At 66.0% G+C, this 14,974-nt stretch carries 14 protein-coding genes and 1 tRNA gene; 11 read left to right on the top strand and 4 right to left on the bottom strand.

The genetic code is table 11. The annotated features are described in order from the left end of the window. Positions 1–250: 250 nt before the first annotated feature. From sucC to lpdA, 8 genes are all read left to right on the top strand, one after another. Positions 251–1,444, top strand: a complete 1,194-nt coding sequence (gene sucC / locus EU805_RS04105; protein ID WP_129762645.1) for an ADP-forming succinate--CoA ligase subunit beta — start codon at positions 251–253, stop codon at positions 1,442–1,444. A gap of 121 nt (positions 1,445–1,565) precedes the next feature. Continuing rightward, positions 1,566–1,757 (top strand): hypothetical protein, encoded by a 192-nt coding sequence (locus tag EU805_RS04100; RefSeq protein WP_129762644.1) that lies wholly within the window; start codon positions 1,566–1,568, stop codon positions 1,755–1,757. A 50-nt stretch (positions 1,758–1,807) separates the two neighbouring features. Then, the gene (gene sucD / locus EU805_RS04095) at positions 1,808–2,695 is read left to right on the top strand and encodes a succinate--CoA ligase subunit alpha (protein ID WP_129762643.1); all 888 of its coding nucleotides are present in this window, start codon (positions 1,808–1,810) and stop codon (positions 2,693–2,695) included. A 75-nt stretch (positions 2,696–2,770) separates the two neighbouring features. Next, entirely contained in the window at positions 2,771–5,728 is a 2,958-nt protein-coding gene (locus tag EU805_RS04090; RefSeq protein ID WP_129762642.1) for a 2-oxoglutarate dehydrogenase E1 component, read from the top strand. Continuing rightward, positions 5,725–7,011, top strand: a complete 1,287-nt coding sequence (gene odhB, locus EU805_RS04085; protein ID WP_129762641.1) for a 2-oxoglutarate dehydrogenase complex dihydrolipoyllysine-residue succinyltransferase — start codon at positions 5,725–5,727, stop codon at positions 7,009–7,011. Before EU805_RS04090 ends, odhB begins: the two co-directional genes overlap by 4 nt. A gap of 23 nt (positions 7,012–7,034) precedes the next feature. Next, positions 7,035–7,277, top strand: coding sequence for a hypothetical protein (locus EU805_RS04080; protein WP_129762640.1), 243 nt, complete (start codon positions 7,035–7,037; stop codon positions 7,275–7,277). Further along, entirely contained in the window at positions 7,274–7,684 is a 411-nt protein-coding gene (locus tag EU805_RS04075; RefSeq protein ID WP_129762639.1) for an MAPEG family protein, read from the top strand. Before EU805_RS04080 ends, EU805_RS04075 begins: the two co-directional genes overlap by 4 nt. A 21-nt stretch (positions 7,685–7,705) precedes the next feature. Further along, positions 7,706–9,094 carry a dihydrolipoyl dehydrogenase gene (gene lpdA, locus EU805_RS04070; RefSeq protein ID WP_129762638.1) on the top strand — a complete coding sequence of 463 codons (1,389 nt, stop codon included), beginning with the start codon at positions 7,706–7,708 and terminating at the stop codon, positions 9,092–9,094. A gap of 273 nt (positions 9,095–9,367) precedes the next feature. On the opposite strand, the gene EU805_RS04065 is transcribed toward lpdA, so the two are convergent. After that, positions 9,368–10,015, bottom strand: a complete 648-nt coding sequence (locus EU805_RS04065; RefSeq protein WP_129762637.1) for a GntR family transcriptional regulator — start codon at positions 10,013–10,015, stop codon at positions 9,368–9,370. Then, the gene (locus tag EU805_RS04060) at positions 10,012–10,695 is read right to left on the bottom strand and encodes a M48 family metallopeptidase (protein WP_129762636.1); all 684 of its coding nucleotides are present in this window, start codon (positions 10,693–10,695) and stop codon (positions 10,012–10,014) included. Before EU805_RS04060 ends, EU805_RS04065 begins: the two co-directional genes overlap by 4 nt. Before the next feature lie 118 nt (positions 10,696–10,813). On the opposite strand from EU805_RS04060, the gene EU805_RS04055 reads away from it, so the two are divergent. Both EU805_RS04055 and EU805_RS04050 read left to right on the top strand, forming a co-directional pair. Next, positions 10,814–11,140 (top strand): TIGR02300 family protein, encoded by a 327-nt coding sequence (locus tag EU805_RS04055; protein WP_129762635.1) that lies wholly within the window; start codon positions 10,814–10,816, stop codon positions 11,138–11,140. Between the two features lie 69 nt (positions 11,141–11,209). After that, positions 11,210–11,285, top strand: a tRNA-Ala gene (locus EU805_RS04050). Positions 11,286–11,427: 142 nt separating this feature from the next. On the opposite strand, the gene EU805_RS04045 is transcribed toward EU805_RS04050, so the two are convergent. After that, entirely contained in the window at positions 11,428–11,859 is a 432-nt protein-coding gene (locus EU805_RS04045; RefSeq protein WP_165351879.1) for a BLUF domain-containing protein, read from the bottom strand. A gap of 301 nt (positions 11,860–12,160) precedes the next feature. Between EU805_RS04045 and EU805_RS04040 the strand changes: the two genes are divergently transcribed. Beyond that, positions 12,161–13,390 carry a lytic murein transglycosylase gene (locus EU805_RS04040; protein WP_129762633.1) on the top strand — a complete coding sequence of 410 codons (1,230 nt, stop codon included), beginning with the start codon at positions 12,161–12,163 and terminating at the stop codon, positions 13,388–13,390. A gap of 65 nt (positions 13,391–13,455) precedes the next feature. Here EU805_RS04040 and xylB read toward each other — a convergent pair whose 3' ends face one another. After that, on the bottom strand, positions 13,456–14,901 hold the full coding sequence (xylB, locus tag EU805_RS04035) for a xylulokinase (RefSeq protein WP_129762632.1): 1,446 nt from the start codon (positions 14,899–14,901) through the stop codon (positions 13,456–13,458). Positions 14,902–14,974: the final 73 nt, after the last annotated feature.

Genomic DNA, 14,974 nt, shown 5'->3' with positions numbered 1-14,974 from the left:
GAGAAACGGCCCGCTCCCCCACCAGTTCCGGCGCGCTTTCCACGACTCTTTCACGCGCAAGCGCCCGCAATAGCGGCAAAAGCAAGGCCGTCGCATACGGTAGATCGACACGCCGACCAGTAATGTGATCACGCGAATTTCCGCCGTGATCACATATGTCGGATTTCCGCCGGTTGATCTTCATGGGCCGTTCAGGTTCGGTGCCCTATGTGCAACTCTGCGACAAACTGATCCAGACGAAGGACGCGCGATGAACATCCACGAATATCAGGCCAAGGCCCTGTTGCGTCAGTACGGCGCCCCGGTCAGCGACGGTCGCCCCGTCACCCGCGCCGAAGAGGCCAAGACCGCCGCCGGAGAACTGGACGGACCGCTTTGGGTCGTGAAGGCCCAGATCCACGCGGGCGGCCGCGGCAAGGGCAGCTTCAAGGAAGCCGACGCCGGCGAAAAGGGCGGTGTGCGCCTGGCCAAGTCGGTCGAGGAGGCCGCCGAGGAAGCCAAGAAGATGCTGGGTCGCACACTGGTCACGCACCAGACCGGCCCCGCGGGCAAGCAGGTCAACCGCATCTACATCGAGGACGGAAGCGACATCGAGCGTGAGCTCTACCTCGCCCTGCTGGTCGATCGCGCGACCTCCAGCATCGGGTTCGTCTGCTCGACCGAAGGCGGCATGGACATCGAGGAAGTCGCCGACAAGACGCCCGAGAAGATCCTGAACTTTACCGTCGACCCCGCGTCCGGCTACCAGCCGTTCCACGGCCGCCGCGTGGCCTTCGCGCTGGGCCTGGAAGGCGCGCAGGTGAAGCAATGCGTGCAACTGATGGGCATTCTCTACAAGGCCTTCGTCGAGAAGGACATGGAGATGCTGGAGATCAACCCCCTGATCGTGACCGACAAGGGCGATCTGAAGGTGCTCGACGCCAAGGTCAGCTTCGATGGCAACGCGATCTATCGCCACTCCGACGTCGCCGCCCTGCGCGACGAGACCGAGGAGGATGCCAAGGAACTTCAGGCCTCCAAGTACGATCTGAACTACATCGCGCTCGACGGCGAGATCGGCTGCATGGTCAACGGCGCGGGCCTCGCGATGGCGACGATGGATATCATCAAGCTCTACGGGGCGGAGCCTGCGAACTTCCTCGACGTGGGCGGCGGTGCCACGAAGGAGAAGGTGACGGAAGCCTTCAAGATCATCACCTCTGATCCGAACGTGAAGGGGATCCTGGTCAACATCTTCGGTGGTATCATGCGCTGCGACGTCATCGCCGAAGGCGTCATCGCCGCGGTGAAGGAGGTCGGGTTGAAGGTCCCTTTGGTCGTGCGCCTCGAAGGCACGAACGTCGAGAAGGGCAAGGAGATCATCCAGAACTCCGGCCTCGACGTGATCGCCGCCGACGACCTCAAGGACGGCGCGCAGAAGATCGTGAAGGCGGTGAAGGGCTAGGCCAAGCAACGGGTCTCCGGCCGACCCGCGTGTCGGGCCGCGTGGCCGGAGACCTCAGCGGACGGACCCAAGCGCCGTCCGATGCGTTCATGACCCTGGTAACTCTGGAAAGGACCAAGCCATGAAATTGCTGACCCTGATCGCCGCCGGCGCCCTTCTGACCGCCTGCGACAACGTAGCTTCGCAACCCGACGCGCGCCCCGACACGATCCTGTCGGGCCCCGTCATCCCCGGAACCTCGGCCTCCGAACGCGACAACGACGACGCCATCATCGACGTCGATCCCGCGCTCGAGGGGACCAAAATGAACTGACCGCGGCCGCCTGACGGACGCCGTCCAACACCGACTGCAAGGACACAGAAATGGCCATTCTCGTCGACGAAAACACCCGCGTGATCTGCCAGGGCCTCACCGGCTCGCAGGGCACGTTCCACACCGAGCAGGCCATTGCCTACGGCACCAAGATGGTGGGCGGCGTCACCCCCGGCAAAGGCGGGCAGACGCACCTCGATCTGCCGGTCTTCAACAGCGTCCACGAGGCGCGCGCCAAGACCGAGGCCAACGCCAGCGTCATCTACGTGCCGCCCCCCTTCGCCGCCGATTCCATCCTGGAGGCGATCGACGCGCAGATCGAACTGATCATCTGCATCACCGAAGGCATTCCCGTGCTGGACATGATGCGTGTGAAGCGCGCGCTCGACGGCTCCTCCAGCCGGTTGATCGGACCGAACTGCCCCGGCGTCATCACGCCCGGTGCCTGCAAGATCGGCATCATGCCGGGCCACATCCACTCGCGCGGGTCCGTCGGCGTCGTCAGCCGCTCCGGCACGCTGACCTACGAGGCGGTCAAGCAGACCTCCGACAGCGGCCTGGGCCAGTCGACCGCCGTCGGCATCGGCGGTGATCCGATCAAGGGGACCGAGCATATCGACATCCTCGACATGTTCCTCGACGACGACGAGACGCAGTCGATCATCATGATCGGCGAGATCGGCGGCTCCGCCGAGGAAGAGGCCGCCGAGTTCCTGGCCGAACAGCGCAAGAAGGGCCGCTGGAAACCCACCGCCGGCTTCATCGCGGGCCGCACCGCCCCCCCGGGCCGCCGCATGGGCCACGCGGGCGCCATCGTCGCGGGCGGCAAGGGCGACGCGGAAAGCAAGATCGAGGCGATGAAATCCGCCGGGATCGTGGTCGCCGAAAGCCCCGCCTCTTTGGGCGAAGCGGTCCTAGAAGCGATCGACAAGAACTGAGCAACGGGGGCGGGCGACAGGCGCCCGCCCCGACCTCCACAGGCGGGACCGCCCGCCCGACCGTCAGGTGACGAGATGACCGAGCAATCCTCCAACGACGTCTTCCACGGCTCCAGCTTCCTGCAGGGCCACAACGCCGAATACGTCGAACAGCTTTACGCCCGTTACGCGCAGGACGAAGGGGCGGTCGACGAAAGCTGGCGGACCTTCTTCAAGTCGCTGGGCGACGCCGAGGATGCCTCGGCCGAGGCGGCGGGCCCCTCCTGGGCGCGGCCCGACTGGCCCCCCATCCCCAACGACGACCTCACCGCGGCGATGGACGGTCAATGGACGACCGAACCCGCCGCGGCCGCCAAGAAGATCGAGGCGAAGGCCGCCGAGAAGGGCGCCACCCTGACCGAAGGCCAGCTGCGCGCGGCGGTGCTCGATTCGATCCGCGCGTTGATGATCATCCGTGCCTATCGCATCCGCGGCCACCTGATCGCCGATCTCGATCCCCTTGGCATGCGCTCGAACGCACCGCACCCGGAACTGGATCCCGCGTCTTACGGGTTCAAGGCCGCGGACATGGATCGTCCGATCTTCATCGACAACGTACTGGGTCTCGAAGTCGCCACGATGACCGAGATCATGGCCATCGTGAAGCGCACCTACTGCGGCCCCTTTGCGCTGCAGTACATGCACATCTCGAACCCGGACGAGGCCGCCTGGCTGAAGGAGCGGATCGAGGGGCTGGGCAAGGAGATCACCTTCACCCAGAACGGTCGCAAGGCGATCCTGAACAAGCTGGTCGAGGCGGAAGGCTTCGAGAAGTTCCTGCACGTCAAATACATGGGCACCAAGCGCTTCGGCCTCGACGGGGGGGAATCGCTGATCCCCGCGATGGAGCAGATCATCAAGCGCGGCGGCCAGATGGGCCTGGAAGAAATCGTCATCGGCATGCCGCACCGTGGCCGCCTGTCGGTCCTCGCCAACGTGATGGGCAAGCCCTATCGCGCGATCTTCAACGAGTTTCAAGGCGGCAGCTTCAAGCCAGAGGACGTCGAAGGCTCCGGCGACGTGAAGTATCACCTGGGCGCCTCTTCGGACCGGGAGTTCGACGGCAACGAGGTGCACCTGTCGCTGACCGCGAACCCCAGCCACCTGGAGGCGGTGAACCCCGTCGTGCTTGGCAAGGTGCGCGCCAAGCAGGCCCAGCGCAACGACACGGACCGCACCAAGGTCATGGGCGTGCTGCTGCACGGCGACGCGGCCTTCGCGGGCCAGGGCGTGGTGGCCGAGGGCTTCCAGATGTCGGGCATTCGCGGACACCGCACCGGCGGGACCATGCATATCGTCGTGAACAACCAGATCGGTTTCACCACCTCTCCGCACTTCTCGCGCACGTCGCCTTATCCCACCGATATCGCGCTGATGGTCGAGGCACCGATCTTCCACGTGAACGGCGACGATCCGGAAGCGGTCGTCCACGCGGCCCGCATCGCCACTGAGTTCCGCCAGAAGTTCCACAAGGACGTGGTGCTCGACATCATCTGCTACCGCCGCTTCGGTCACAACGAAGGCGACGAGCCGATGTTCACCAACCCGGTGATGTACAAGAAGATCAAGAAGCAGAAGACCACCCTGACGCTATACACCGAGCGTCTGGTAAAGGACGACCTGGTCCCCGAGGGCGAGGTCGACGAGATGAAGGCCGCCTTCCAGGCGCATCTCAACGAGGAGTTCGAAGCCGGGAAGGACTACAAGCCCAACAAGGCCGACTGGCTGGACGGCCGCTGGTCGGGGCTTGCCCGCGACAAGGAGAACTACCAGCGCGGTGCCACCGCGATCGAGCCCGAGACGATGGGGGAGATCGGCAAGGCGCTGGTGAAGGCCCCCGACGGCTTCAACACGCACCGCACCATCGACCGGCTGATGAAGGCCAAGCAGGAGATGTTCGAGACCGGCACCGGCTTTGACTGGGCCACCGGCGAGGCGCTGGCCTTCGGCTCCCTGCTGACCGAAGGCTATCCGGTGCGCCTCGCGGGGCAGGACAGCACGAGAGGCACGTTCAGCCAGCGGCATTCTGCGTTGATCGACCAGGAAACCGAGGATCGCTATTTCCCGCTCAACCATATCCGCGAAGGTCAGGCGCAGTACGAAGCCATCGACTCGATGCTGTCGGAATACGCGGTGCTCGGCTTCGAATACGGCTACAGTCTTGCCGAACCCGATGCGCTGACGCTGTGGGAAGCGCAGTTCGGCGATTTCGCCAACGGCGCGCAGATCATGTTCGACCAGTTCATCAGCTCGGGTGAGGCGAAGTGGCTGCGGATGTCGGGCCTCGTCTGCCTGCTGCCGCACGGCTACGAAGGCCAGGGGCCGGAACACTCCAGCGCCCGCCTGGAACGGTTCCTGCAGATGTGCGGCAACGACAACTGGATCGTCGCCAACTGCACGACGCCCGCCAACTACTTCCACCTGCTGCGCCGTCAGTTGCACCGCAGCTTCCGCAAGCCGCTGATCCTGATGACGCCGAAGTCGCTGTTGCGCCACAAGCTGGCCGTGTCGGATGCCGAGGATTTTACCACCGGATCGAGCTTCCACCGCGTGCTCTGGGACGATGCGCAGAAGGGCCATTCGGACCTGACGCTGAAGCCCGACGACCAGATCGAACGCGTCGTGATGTGTTCCGGCAAGGTCTACTACGACCTGCTGGAAGCGCGTGACGAAGCTGGTCTGGACAACACCTACATCCTGCGCTTCGAGCAGTTCTATCCCTTCCCCGCCCAGTCCGCCGTGAACGAGCTGGAGCGGTTCAAGGGGGCCGAGATGATCTGGTGCCAGGAAGAGCCCAAGAACCAGGGCGCCTGGACCTTCATGGAACCCAACCTCGAATGGTGCTTGGGCCGGATCAAGGCCAAGCACACGCGCCCCGCCTACGTGGGCCGCGCCACATCCGCCAGCCCCGCGACGGGTCTGGCCAGCCAGCACAAGGCCACCCAGGCGTCTCTCGTCGCCGAAGCCCTGAACCTTCAAGGATCCCAGAAATGAGCACCGAAGTCCGCGTCCCCACCCTTGGCGAATCCGTCACCGAGGCCACCGTCGCCACCTGGTTCAAGCAGCCCGGCGACGCCGTCGAGGTCGACGAGATGCTCTGCGAGCTGGAAACCGACAAGGTGACGGTCGAGGTTCCCTCGCCCGCCGCCGGCACCCTGTCCGAGATCGTCGCAGCCGAAGGCGAGACGGTCGGCGTCGACGCCCTGCTGGCGCAGATCGGCGAGGGCGAGGTCTCCTCGACCAAGGCCGATGCACCGAAGGCGGACGCGAAGGCCGACGAGAGCAAGGAAGACGCCGACCAGGTCGACGACAGCTACGACGGCGATGCGCCCACCGACAGCCCCGCGGATGGCGGCACCGATACGGTGAACGCCGGCCCCGAGGAGATGAAGCCGCGCGACCCCGAGGATGCCCCCTCTGCCAAGAAGCTGATGGCCGAGAACGATCTGTCCCGCAATGACGTGAAAGGCACCGGCAAGGACGGCCGCATCATGAAGGACGACGTGCTTTCCGCGCTGTCCAAGCCCAAGGATGCGCCCAAGCCCGCCCCCGCCGCCCCGCGTGCCGTCGATCAGGCCGACCGCGAGGAGCGGGTCAAGATGACCCGCCTGCGCCAGACCATCGCCCGCCGCCTGAAGGAGGCGCAGAACACCGCCGCCATGCTGACCACCTACAACGAGGTGGACATGGGCGCGATCATGGACCTGCGGAACGAGTACAAGGACCTGTTCCTCAAGAAGCACGGCGTGAAGCTGGGCTTCATGTCCTTCTTCACCAAGGCCTGCATCCACGCCCTGAACGAAGTCCCCGACGTCAACGCCGAGATCGACGGCGATCACGTCGTCTACAAGAACTACGTCAACATGGGCATCGCCGTGGGCACCCCCACGGGCCTCGTCGTGCCGGTCCTGAAGGACGCCGACCAGATGTCCTTCGCCGGCATCGAGAAGGCGATCAACGAGGCCGGCCAGAAGGCCCGCGACGGCAAGCTGTCGATGGCCGACATGCAGGGCGGCACCTTCACGATCTCGAACGGCGGCGTCTACGGCTCGCTCATGTCCTCGCCCATCCTGAACCCGCCGCAGTCCGGCATCCTGGGCATGCACAAGATCCAGGACCGCCCCATGGTCGTGAACGGAGAGATCAAGATCCGCCCGATGATGTACCTGGCCCTGTCCTACGATCACCGCATCGTCGACGGCAAGGGCGCGGTCACCTTCCTCGTACGCGTGAAAGAGGCGTTGGAAGATCCCCGTCGCCTGCTGATGGACCTGTAACGCCCCACACGGAAAGGCCCGCCATGCAACTGCTGACCACGATCGAGGTCTCGGACTTCGACAGCTTCAAATCCGGTTTCGACGCCGAGGCCGAAAAGCGGATGCAGGCGGGCCTGACCCTGTTGCAGATGTGGCGCGACACCAATGCTGCGCGCAGCGTCATGTGCCTCTTCGACGTGAACGATCGGGACAAGGCGGAGGCCTGGCTCGAGACCGAGGCGCAGACCGGTACACAGATCACCGGCCGTTTCCTGAGGACCGCATGACACCCGAACTCACCGCCCTCACCTTCGCCGGCCTGCTGCAGGGCCTGCAATTCGCGCTGGTCTCGATCCGCGCCAATCTCGAACTGCCGGGCGGCAAGCTGCTCAGCCCGCGCGACCCGCAGCGCATGGGCAAACCGATCCAGGAACAGGTCAGCGTCGGGACGGGGCGGCTCTTTCGCGCGCTCAACAACCATTTCGAGGGGCTGATCCTCTTCACTCTCGCGGTGGTCGTCCTCACCTTGGGCGACAAGGCCACCGGACTGACCGCGGGGTGCGCCTGGGTCTACCTCGCAGCGCGTATCCTCTACGTGCCCGCCTATTACTTCGGCTGGATGCCATGGCGGTCGCTGATCTGGTTCGTCGGCTTCCTCGCGACCATGCTGATGCTTCTTTCCGCTCTCATCTGATAGAAAACACGGAGGCCCCAAATGGCCAGCTACGACGTCATCATCATCGGCTCCGGCCCCGGCGGCTACGTCTCCGCCATCCGCTGCGCGCAGCTTGGCCTGAAGACCGCCTGCGTCGAAGGGCGTGAAACCCTCGGCGGCACCTGTCTGAACGTGGGCTGCATCCCCTCCAAGGCGCTTTTGCACGCGACCGAGATGCTGCATGAGGCGGAACACAATTTCGCCGACATGGGTTTGAAGGGCAAGACACCCTCCGTCGATTGGGACGCGATGCTGGCCTACAAGGACAAGACCGTGGGCCAGAACACCGGCGGGATCGAGTTCCTCTTCAAGAAGAACAAGGTCGACTGGCTCAAGGGTTGGGGCTCGATCCCCGCAGCGGGGAAGGTCAAGGTCGGTGACGAGGTCCACGAGGCCAAGAACATCATCATCGCCACAGGCTCCGAGCCGTCGCCGCTGAAGGGTGTCGAGGTCGACGAGGAGACGGTCGTCACCTCCACCGGTGCGTTGAAACTCAAGAAGATCCCCAAGTCGCTCGTCGTCATCGGCGGCGGCGTCATCGGGCTGGAGCTTGGGTCGGTCTACGCCCGCCTCGGGGCAGAAGTGACCGTCGTCGAATACCTTGACGGGATCACCCCCGGCCAGGACGCCGAGATTGCCCGCCAATTCCAGAAGCTGCTGACCAAGCAGGGGATGAAGTTCGTCCTTGGCGCTGCCGTGCAGGGGGTCGAGGTCAAGAACAAGAAGGCCACCGTCACCTACAAGATGCGCAAGGACGATTCGGAGGATTCGATCACGGCCGAGACCGTGCTTCTCTCGACCGGCCGCAAGCCCTTCACCGACGGGTTGGGCCTGAGTGATCTCGGCGTCAAGATGGCCGAGCGCGGCCAGATCGAGATCGACGGCGCCTACAAGACCAGCGTCGACGGCATCTACGCCATCGGCGACGCTGTCGCGGGCCCGATGCTGGCCCACAAGGCAGAGGACGAGGGCATGGCCGTCGCCGAGGGCCTTGCCGGTCAGAAACCCCACGTGAATTACGACGTGATCCCCAGCGTGATCTACACCCACCCGGAGGTGGCGAGCGTCGGCATGACGGAGGAGGTGCTGAAGAAGGCCGAACGCAAGTACAAGGTCGGCAAGTTCCCCTTCATGGGCAACGCCCGTGCCAAGGCGAACCACTCCGGCGACGGGCTGGTGAAGATCCTGGCCGATGCGGAAACCGACCGGATCCTCGGTGCGCATATCGTCGGTCCGATGGCGGGCGACCTCATCCACGAGATCTGCGTCGCCATGGAGTTCGGCGCCGCGGCAGAGGACCTCGCCCGCACCTGCCACGCCCACCCGACCTACTCGGAAGCCGTCCGCGAAGCCGCACTGGCCTGCGGCGACGGGGCGATCCACGCCTGACCACCGATCGCAAACGCAACGCATGTATCACGGCCCCGAGGATCACCCTCGGGGCCGCTCTGTTCGCGGCCATCGGCGTCCCCGCCTGTTCCGCCCGTCGAACTTGGGACAGGTTGGTTAAGCCAAGGTAAACCCCGCCCCCTCTGTTCCGGAAATATTCTCGGGGGGAGGCGGCTTGCCGCCGGGGGGCAGACGGCCCCCCCTCCCCGGCCGACACCCCGCACCGCGCCGCGACACGACACGACACGACACGACACGACACGAAGGCCCGGCTCAGGCCTTCAGCAGCCGCAACCCTTTCGTTACGTCCGACCTGACCGCGAGCCGCAGCCCCGGTTCGTCGCCCGCGTGAAGGGCCGCGATGATGTGGCGGTGGTCCACCGGCGGCGAGGTCCGGTTCAACCGCCCATAGAGCGCCTTCATCGTCGGACCCAGTTGCAACCAGACCGTTTCGGCCATGGCAAGGATCGCGGGCGCCTGGGCGCGCAGGTAGAGCGTGCGGTGAAACTCCAGGTTCAGACGGATATAGCCTGACGCGTCGTGCCGGCTGACCATCTGGCTGACGCCGTGGTTGATCGTCTCCAACCGGTCGATCAGCGCGAAATGCGCCCGCGGCAGAGCGCGCGCAGCCAGCTCCGGCTCCAAGAGCGCGCGCAGGGTAGCCAACTCCTCGATCCGGTCGTTGGTCAGCGCGGGCGTGGTCACCCGTCCCGTGGCCGAGATCGACAATGCCCCTTCGGAGACCAGCCGCCGCACCGCTTCGCGCGCGGGCGTCATCGAGACGTCGTACTCCTCCGCAATCCCGCGCAGCGTCAGCGCGGTGCCGGGTTCGATCTGACCGTGCAGGATGCGGGTCCGCAACGCCCGGAAGACGCGGTCGTGCGCCGCCCCGGTCCCGCCGGCCGGCCGGACGGGGATCATGCGAACCGGACCGCGTGCAGGCGGTCCCCGTGTTCGCGCAGCCAGGCGCGGTGGTGGGCGTAGTCGGGGACCAGGTCCTCGACCACCTTCCAGAAGGCAGGCGCGTGGTTCATCTCGACCAGGTGCGCCACCTCGTGTGCCGCGACGTAATCCAGCACGGCGGGCGGGGCCATGATCAGGCGCCAGGAATACATCAGCCCCCCCGCACTGGTGCAGGACCCCCAGCGCGAGCGGGTGTCCCGCAAGGTGAGTTTCGTGTAGACCCGGTCGAGCCGTGCCGCATAGCGGTCCGAGGCCGCCGCGAGCCTGTCGCGCGCCAAGGTCTTCAAGGTCGCCTGGATCGCCAATGCCCCCGCCCCGTCCGGCAGACGGATCGTATCCTCCTCCACCACGACGCGGCGACCGGTGCCCGTCCGCACGACACGCTCGCGGCCTTCGACGGGAATCACCGTGCCAAGACCTGCGACCTGCTGCGGCGTGACGTCCGCAAGATGTCCCCGCAACCAGTCCTCTCGCTCGCGCAGGAAAGCCATTGCCTGCGTCTCCGGTGCGCGCGGCGGCAAGGTCAGCGTGACGCGTCCGTCCAGTCGCGACACCCGCAACGACAGCCGTCGCGCACGCGACGAGCGGCGCATCTGCACCGTGATCGGGGGGTTGCCAATGCAAAGGGCGCGGGCCATATCCAACCTTTGACTGAGACCGGGGGCCAAGGCGGCTCTCGACACGGTCCCGCCCTTATGGCAGGGGACCACCGATTGCCGCAAGGCCACCTGACCGCCAGATGAAAAGGGGATTTTCATGCCGAAAGAAGAATGGGGCACCAAACGCCTGTGCCCCGAGACGGGCAAGCGATTCTACGATCTCAACAAGGACCCCATCGTCAGCCCCTACACGGGCAACGTGGTCACCGTCGACACCTCCAAGACCCGCACGATGGTCGCGGACGCCGAGGATGCGCAAAGCAAGAAGGCCAAGGCTTCCGAGGAGGAGGACGATCTGGTGCTCGAGGACGACGCCGACGAAGAGGACGTCGATCTGGGCGATGACGTGCTAGAAGACGACGACGACGAGGACACGGTCAGCCTCGACGAGATCGCCGACGTCTCGAAGTCTGACGAAGACTGAAAAAACCCATCCCGCGGCGTGATTTTGTCCCTTGATCTCGCCGCGGGGGCTGCATAGACAGCGCGTCACGGGGCCTTAGCTCAGCTGGGAGAGCGCTTGCATGGCATGCAAGAGGTCAGGGGTTCGATCCCCCTAGGCTCCACCAAATTCCCCTCATTTGATCGGCGCTCCGACCGCACGACTGCAAGCGTGCTGTGGTGTCTTTCTATCGGCCAATTTCTCGACGGCTGGCTAGACCGCCTGCCCTCGACCCGTCGATTCTTCACAAGGCCGCCCGGGGTATTCGCTCATGCCGCCTCGGCGACCGAGCGGGCCTGCCCGGTCGCGATCATCTCGGTCATGAACCTCAGGATCTCGGCCTTGGAGGCGTTCGCGATGTCCAACTCGACACCACGTCGGGCCTGGTATCTCCGGAAGGAGGTCGTCTCCTCGATCGTGAAGGCCATGTCCCAGCCGGAGAATCGCCGGACCGGGATCAGGCCTTCGGATAGGACACGTAGATCGTCGTGTCGCCAGTCCCGGACAATCCCACGTCTCAGCCGATCGAGCGCGGTCTTCGGCCCTTCGACATATTGCACGTAACAGCCGTCCTCCCGGTGCAGGTAGCCGGTGATCGCATGAGCGGCGTTGTTGTCACGTGCTTCCAGGTAGATTCGCGCGTCGTCCACCGAACGCGGATCGACCCTTGCTTTCGAAAGATAGAGCCAAAAATGAAGCATTGCGACCATCACGGGAAACCATTCTCACCTATGAAAAAAGTCCAAACTTGTAAATTTTCCCTAAATTGGCACGCGCGCCCTTGTCGATCGAAGAAACGCGGCCATGGATTTCCCGTGGAAGCGCAGCAGCACATTACGTCAGATCTGAATGCCGCCTTGCCTTAGGCCGCGAAGATGGGAACCGAAGAACGGTCGAATCCCCGACGACAAGGCAGCGGCACCAATGGGGCATTTCGCGCGGGGCGTTGCCGACGAAACGAAGGCGGCTGGCGCCGAAAGCCCCTGCAGGTAAGGTGGGGCCATGCTGATACGCCTGATTGCCCTTCTCTTTTGCCTCGCAGGCCCGGCCCTCGCCCAGGACCGGGCGCAGGTGCAGGTGCAATTCGATCGCTGGAAACAGGAGACGCTCTGGCCGCTGGCCCAGCGAGCAGGCGTGGCGCGCGGCACCTTCGACGCGGCGGTCGGGGGGGTCGCGCTCGACTGGGATTTGCCGGATCTCGTTCCGCCGGGCACGACGGCGGCGCCGCAAGGCATCCCGCGGCAGGCCGAGTTCCGCGCACCCGCGCGCTATTTCGCGGCCAATACGGTCGCAGGGGCCGCCGGGACCGGACGCCAGATAGCACAGCGCCACGCCGCGGCCCTTGCCGCGACGGGACGGGCCACGGGCGTGCCTGCCCATATCATTCTTGCAATCTGGGGCCGCGAAAGCGCCTACGGCCGCGCCGCGATCCCGCATGACGCGATGCGCGTGCTCGGCACCAAGGCGTTCATGGGCCGCCGATCCGACTATTTCACGCAAGAGCTGGTTGCCGCCCTGCGCATCGTCGAGGCCGGTCACGTCGGCCCCCGCGCCATGCGCAGCAGCTGGGCCGGCGCGCTGGGTCAACCGCAGTTCATGCCGTCGAGCTTCCTTGCCCATGCCGCCGACGGCAACGGGGACGGGCGCGCGGACATCTGGGGGTCGGAGGCGGACACCATCGCCTCGATCGGGACTTACCTCGCGCGGCACGGCTGGCAGGCCGGCCGTGACTGGGGGTTCGAAATCACATTGCCCGCGGCCATCTCCTGCACGCTGGAAGGCCCAGACCAGGCCCGCCCCATCGCCGAGTGGGAGGCGCTGGGCATCACCCGCGTCAGCGGACGCCCCTTCCCCGAGGCCGAACGCGGGTTGCCGGCCTCGCTGATGTTGCCCGCGGGGCGGGGTGGGCCGGCCTTCCTCGTGACCCCGAATTTCTACGTGCTCAAAGAGTATAACGAAAGCGACCTCTACGCGCTTTTCGTGGGACACGTCGGCGACAGGATCGCCTATGGCGTGGGGCCATTCACGGGTCGCTGGGCGCCGCAGGATGCGTTGACGCGCGGCGACGTGGCGATCATGCAAACCCGCCTGCAGGCCATGGGTCTCGACACCGGCGGCGCGGACGGGCTCGCCGGTTTCCGCACCCGCCGGAGCCTCGGCACCTGGCAGGAGTCGGTCGGACGTCCCGCCACATGCTGGCCCGACCGGGCAAGCCTCTCCGCCCTGCGCTGATCGCGCCGACAGGTCGGTGCCCTATCGCACAGCCTCGCGGCGGTCGCCGTGAGCTTGGCCTCGAGTTACTGGACGGCCCGAATCCCCTGGTAGGCCGCCCGGAAGTCGGCGTAGGCCGCATCGAAGGCTGCAACCAGGTCCTGGTCGGGATGAATCGTCTCGGCGACCGCGGGCGCTGTCATGACCTCTTCCGGGGCCCGGCCCGTCGCGGCGGTCAGGCCCAGCCGGGCGGCGCCCAGTGCGGCACCGAACTCGGCCCCCGCGGGCAGTTGAAGGGGCAGATCGAAGGCGGTCGCGATGATCCGCAACCACAGGCGCGACGCCGCACCGCCGCCGATCGCCAGCAGCGCTTCGGGGGCGGCCCCGGTCGAACGCAGGGCCTCCAGGCTGTCGCGCAAGCCGAAGGCCACGCCTTCCAGCACGGCGCGGGTCAAATCGGCCCGCGTGGTCGCGGTCGAAAGCCCGGTGAAGCTCCCACGGATATCCGCGTCGTTGTGCGGTGTCCGCTCGCCCGAGAGATACGGAAGGAAACGGACGGACCCCGGTGCGCGCATTCCGTCCACCTCTGCGGTCAGTTGCGCAGGCGTGGCGCCGGTGATCCGCGCCAGCCAGTTCAGCGCGTCCGTGGCCGAGAGCATCACGCCCATCTGGTACCACTGGCCCGGCACAGCGTGGCAGAAGGTGTGCACGGCGCTTTCCGGATCGGGGGCGTAGCCGTCCCGCGCCACCAGCACCACGCCCGAAGTCCCGAGCGAGACGAACCCCTGCCCTTCGGCCATCGCTCCGATCCCGCAGGCCGCCGCGGCGTTGTCGCCCGCGCCGCCCGCCACCACGACCGTGCCGACGCCCCATTTTTCCGCAAGATCCGCACGCAACTGGCCTGCGGGTGCAGAGCCTTCGACGAGGCGCGGCATCTGCCCGGGCCGCATGTCGCCGGCCTCCAGCAGGCGATCCGACCAGGCGCGCGCGCCCACGTCCAGCCAGGAGGTCCCGGCGCTGTCGGACATGTCGGCGACGTGGGTGCCGGTCAGGTAGTGATTGAGGTAGGCGGCGGGCAGAAGCACCTTCGCGACCCGCTGGAAGACCTCGGGCTCGTTGTCGCGCACCCAAAGCAGCTTTGGCGCGGTGAACCCCGGAAAGACGATGTTACCCGACAGTTCTCGGACATCCGCAGTGCCGTCCAGTTTCGCTGCTTGCGCGTGGCTGCGCGTGTCGTTCCACAGGATACAGGGGCGCAGCACGCGGTCCTCGGCATCCAGCAATGTCGCGCCATGCATGTGCCCCGCGACACCGATCCCCTTGAGGTCGGCGAAGGTGGGGGCGGTATCCCGCAACTCCCCGATGGCCTGCTCCAGCGCGTCGGTCCATTCGGCAGGGTCCTGTTCGGACCAGCCGGGGTGCGGGGTCGAAACCGCGCAGGGCCGCGTGACCGAGGCGAGCGGCGCCCCGTCCTCGTCCACCAGCAAGGCGCGCACCCCGGAGGTGCCAAGGTCGATGCCAAGATAACTCATTCAGAAGTTCCCCGTCCGGTTGTGGGCGCTAACAGAGCATGAGACCGTGCCCGGGGCAACGGCGGTCGTGACC

Origin of the sequence: Salipiger sp. IMCC34102 (assembly GCF_004145405.1) — a bacterium.
In the GTDB taxonomy this organism is placed as follows: domain Bacteria; phylum Pseudomonadota; class Alphaproteobacteria; order Rhodobacterales; family Rhodobacteraceae; genus Loktanella.
The sequence above is the reverse complement of the archived record's forward strand: the minus strand, read 5'-3'. Positions and strand labels throughout refer to the sequence as shown.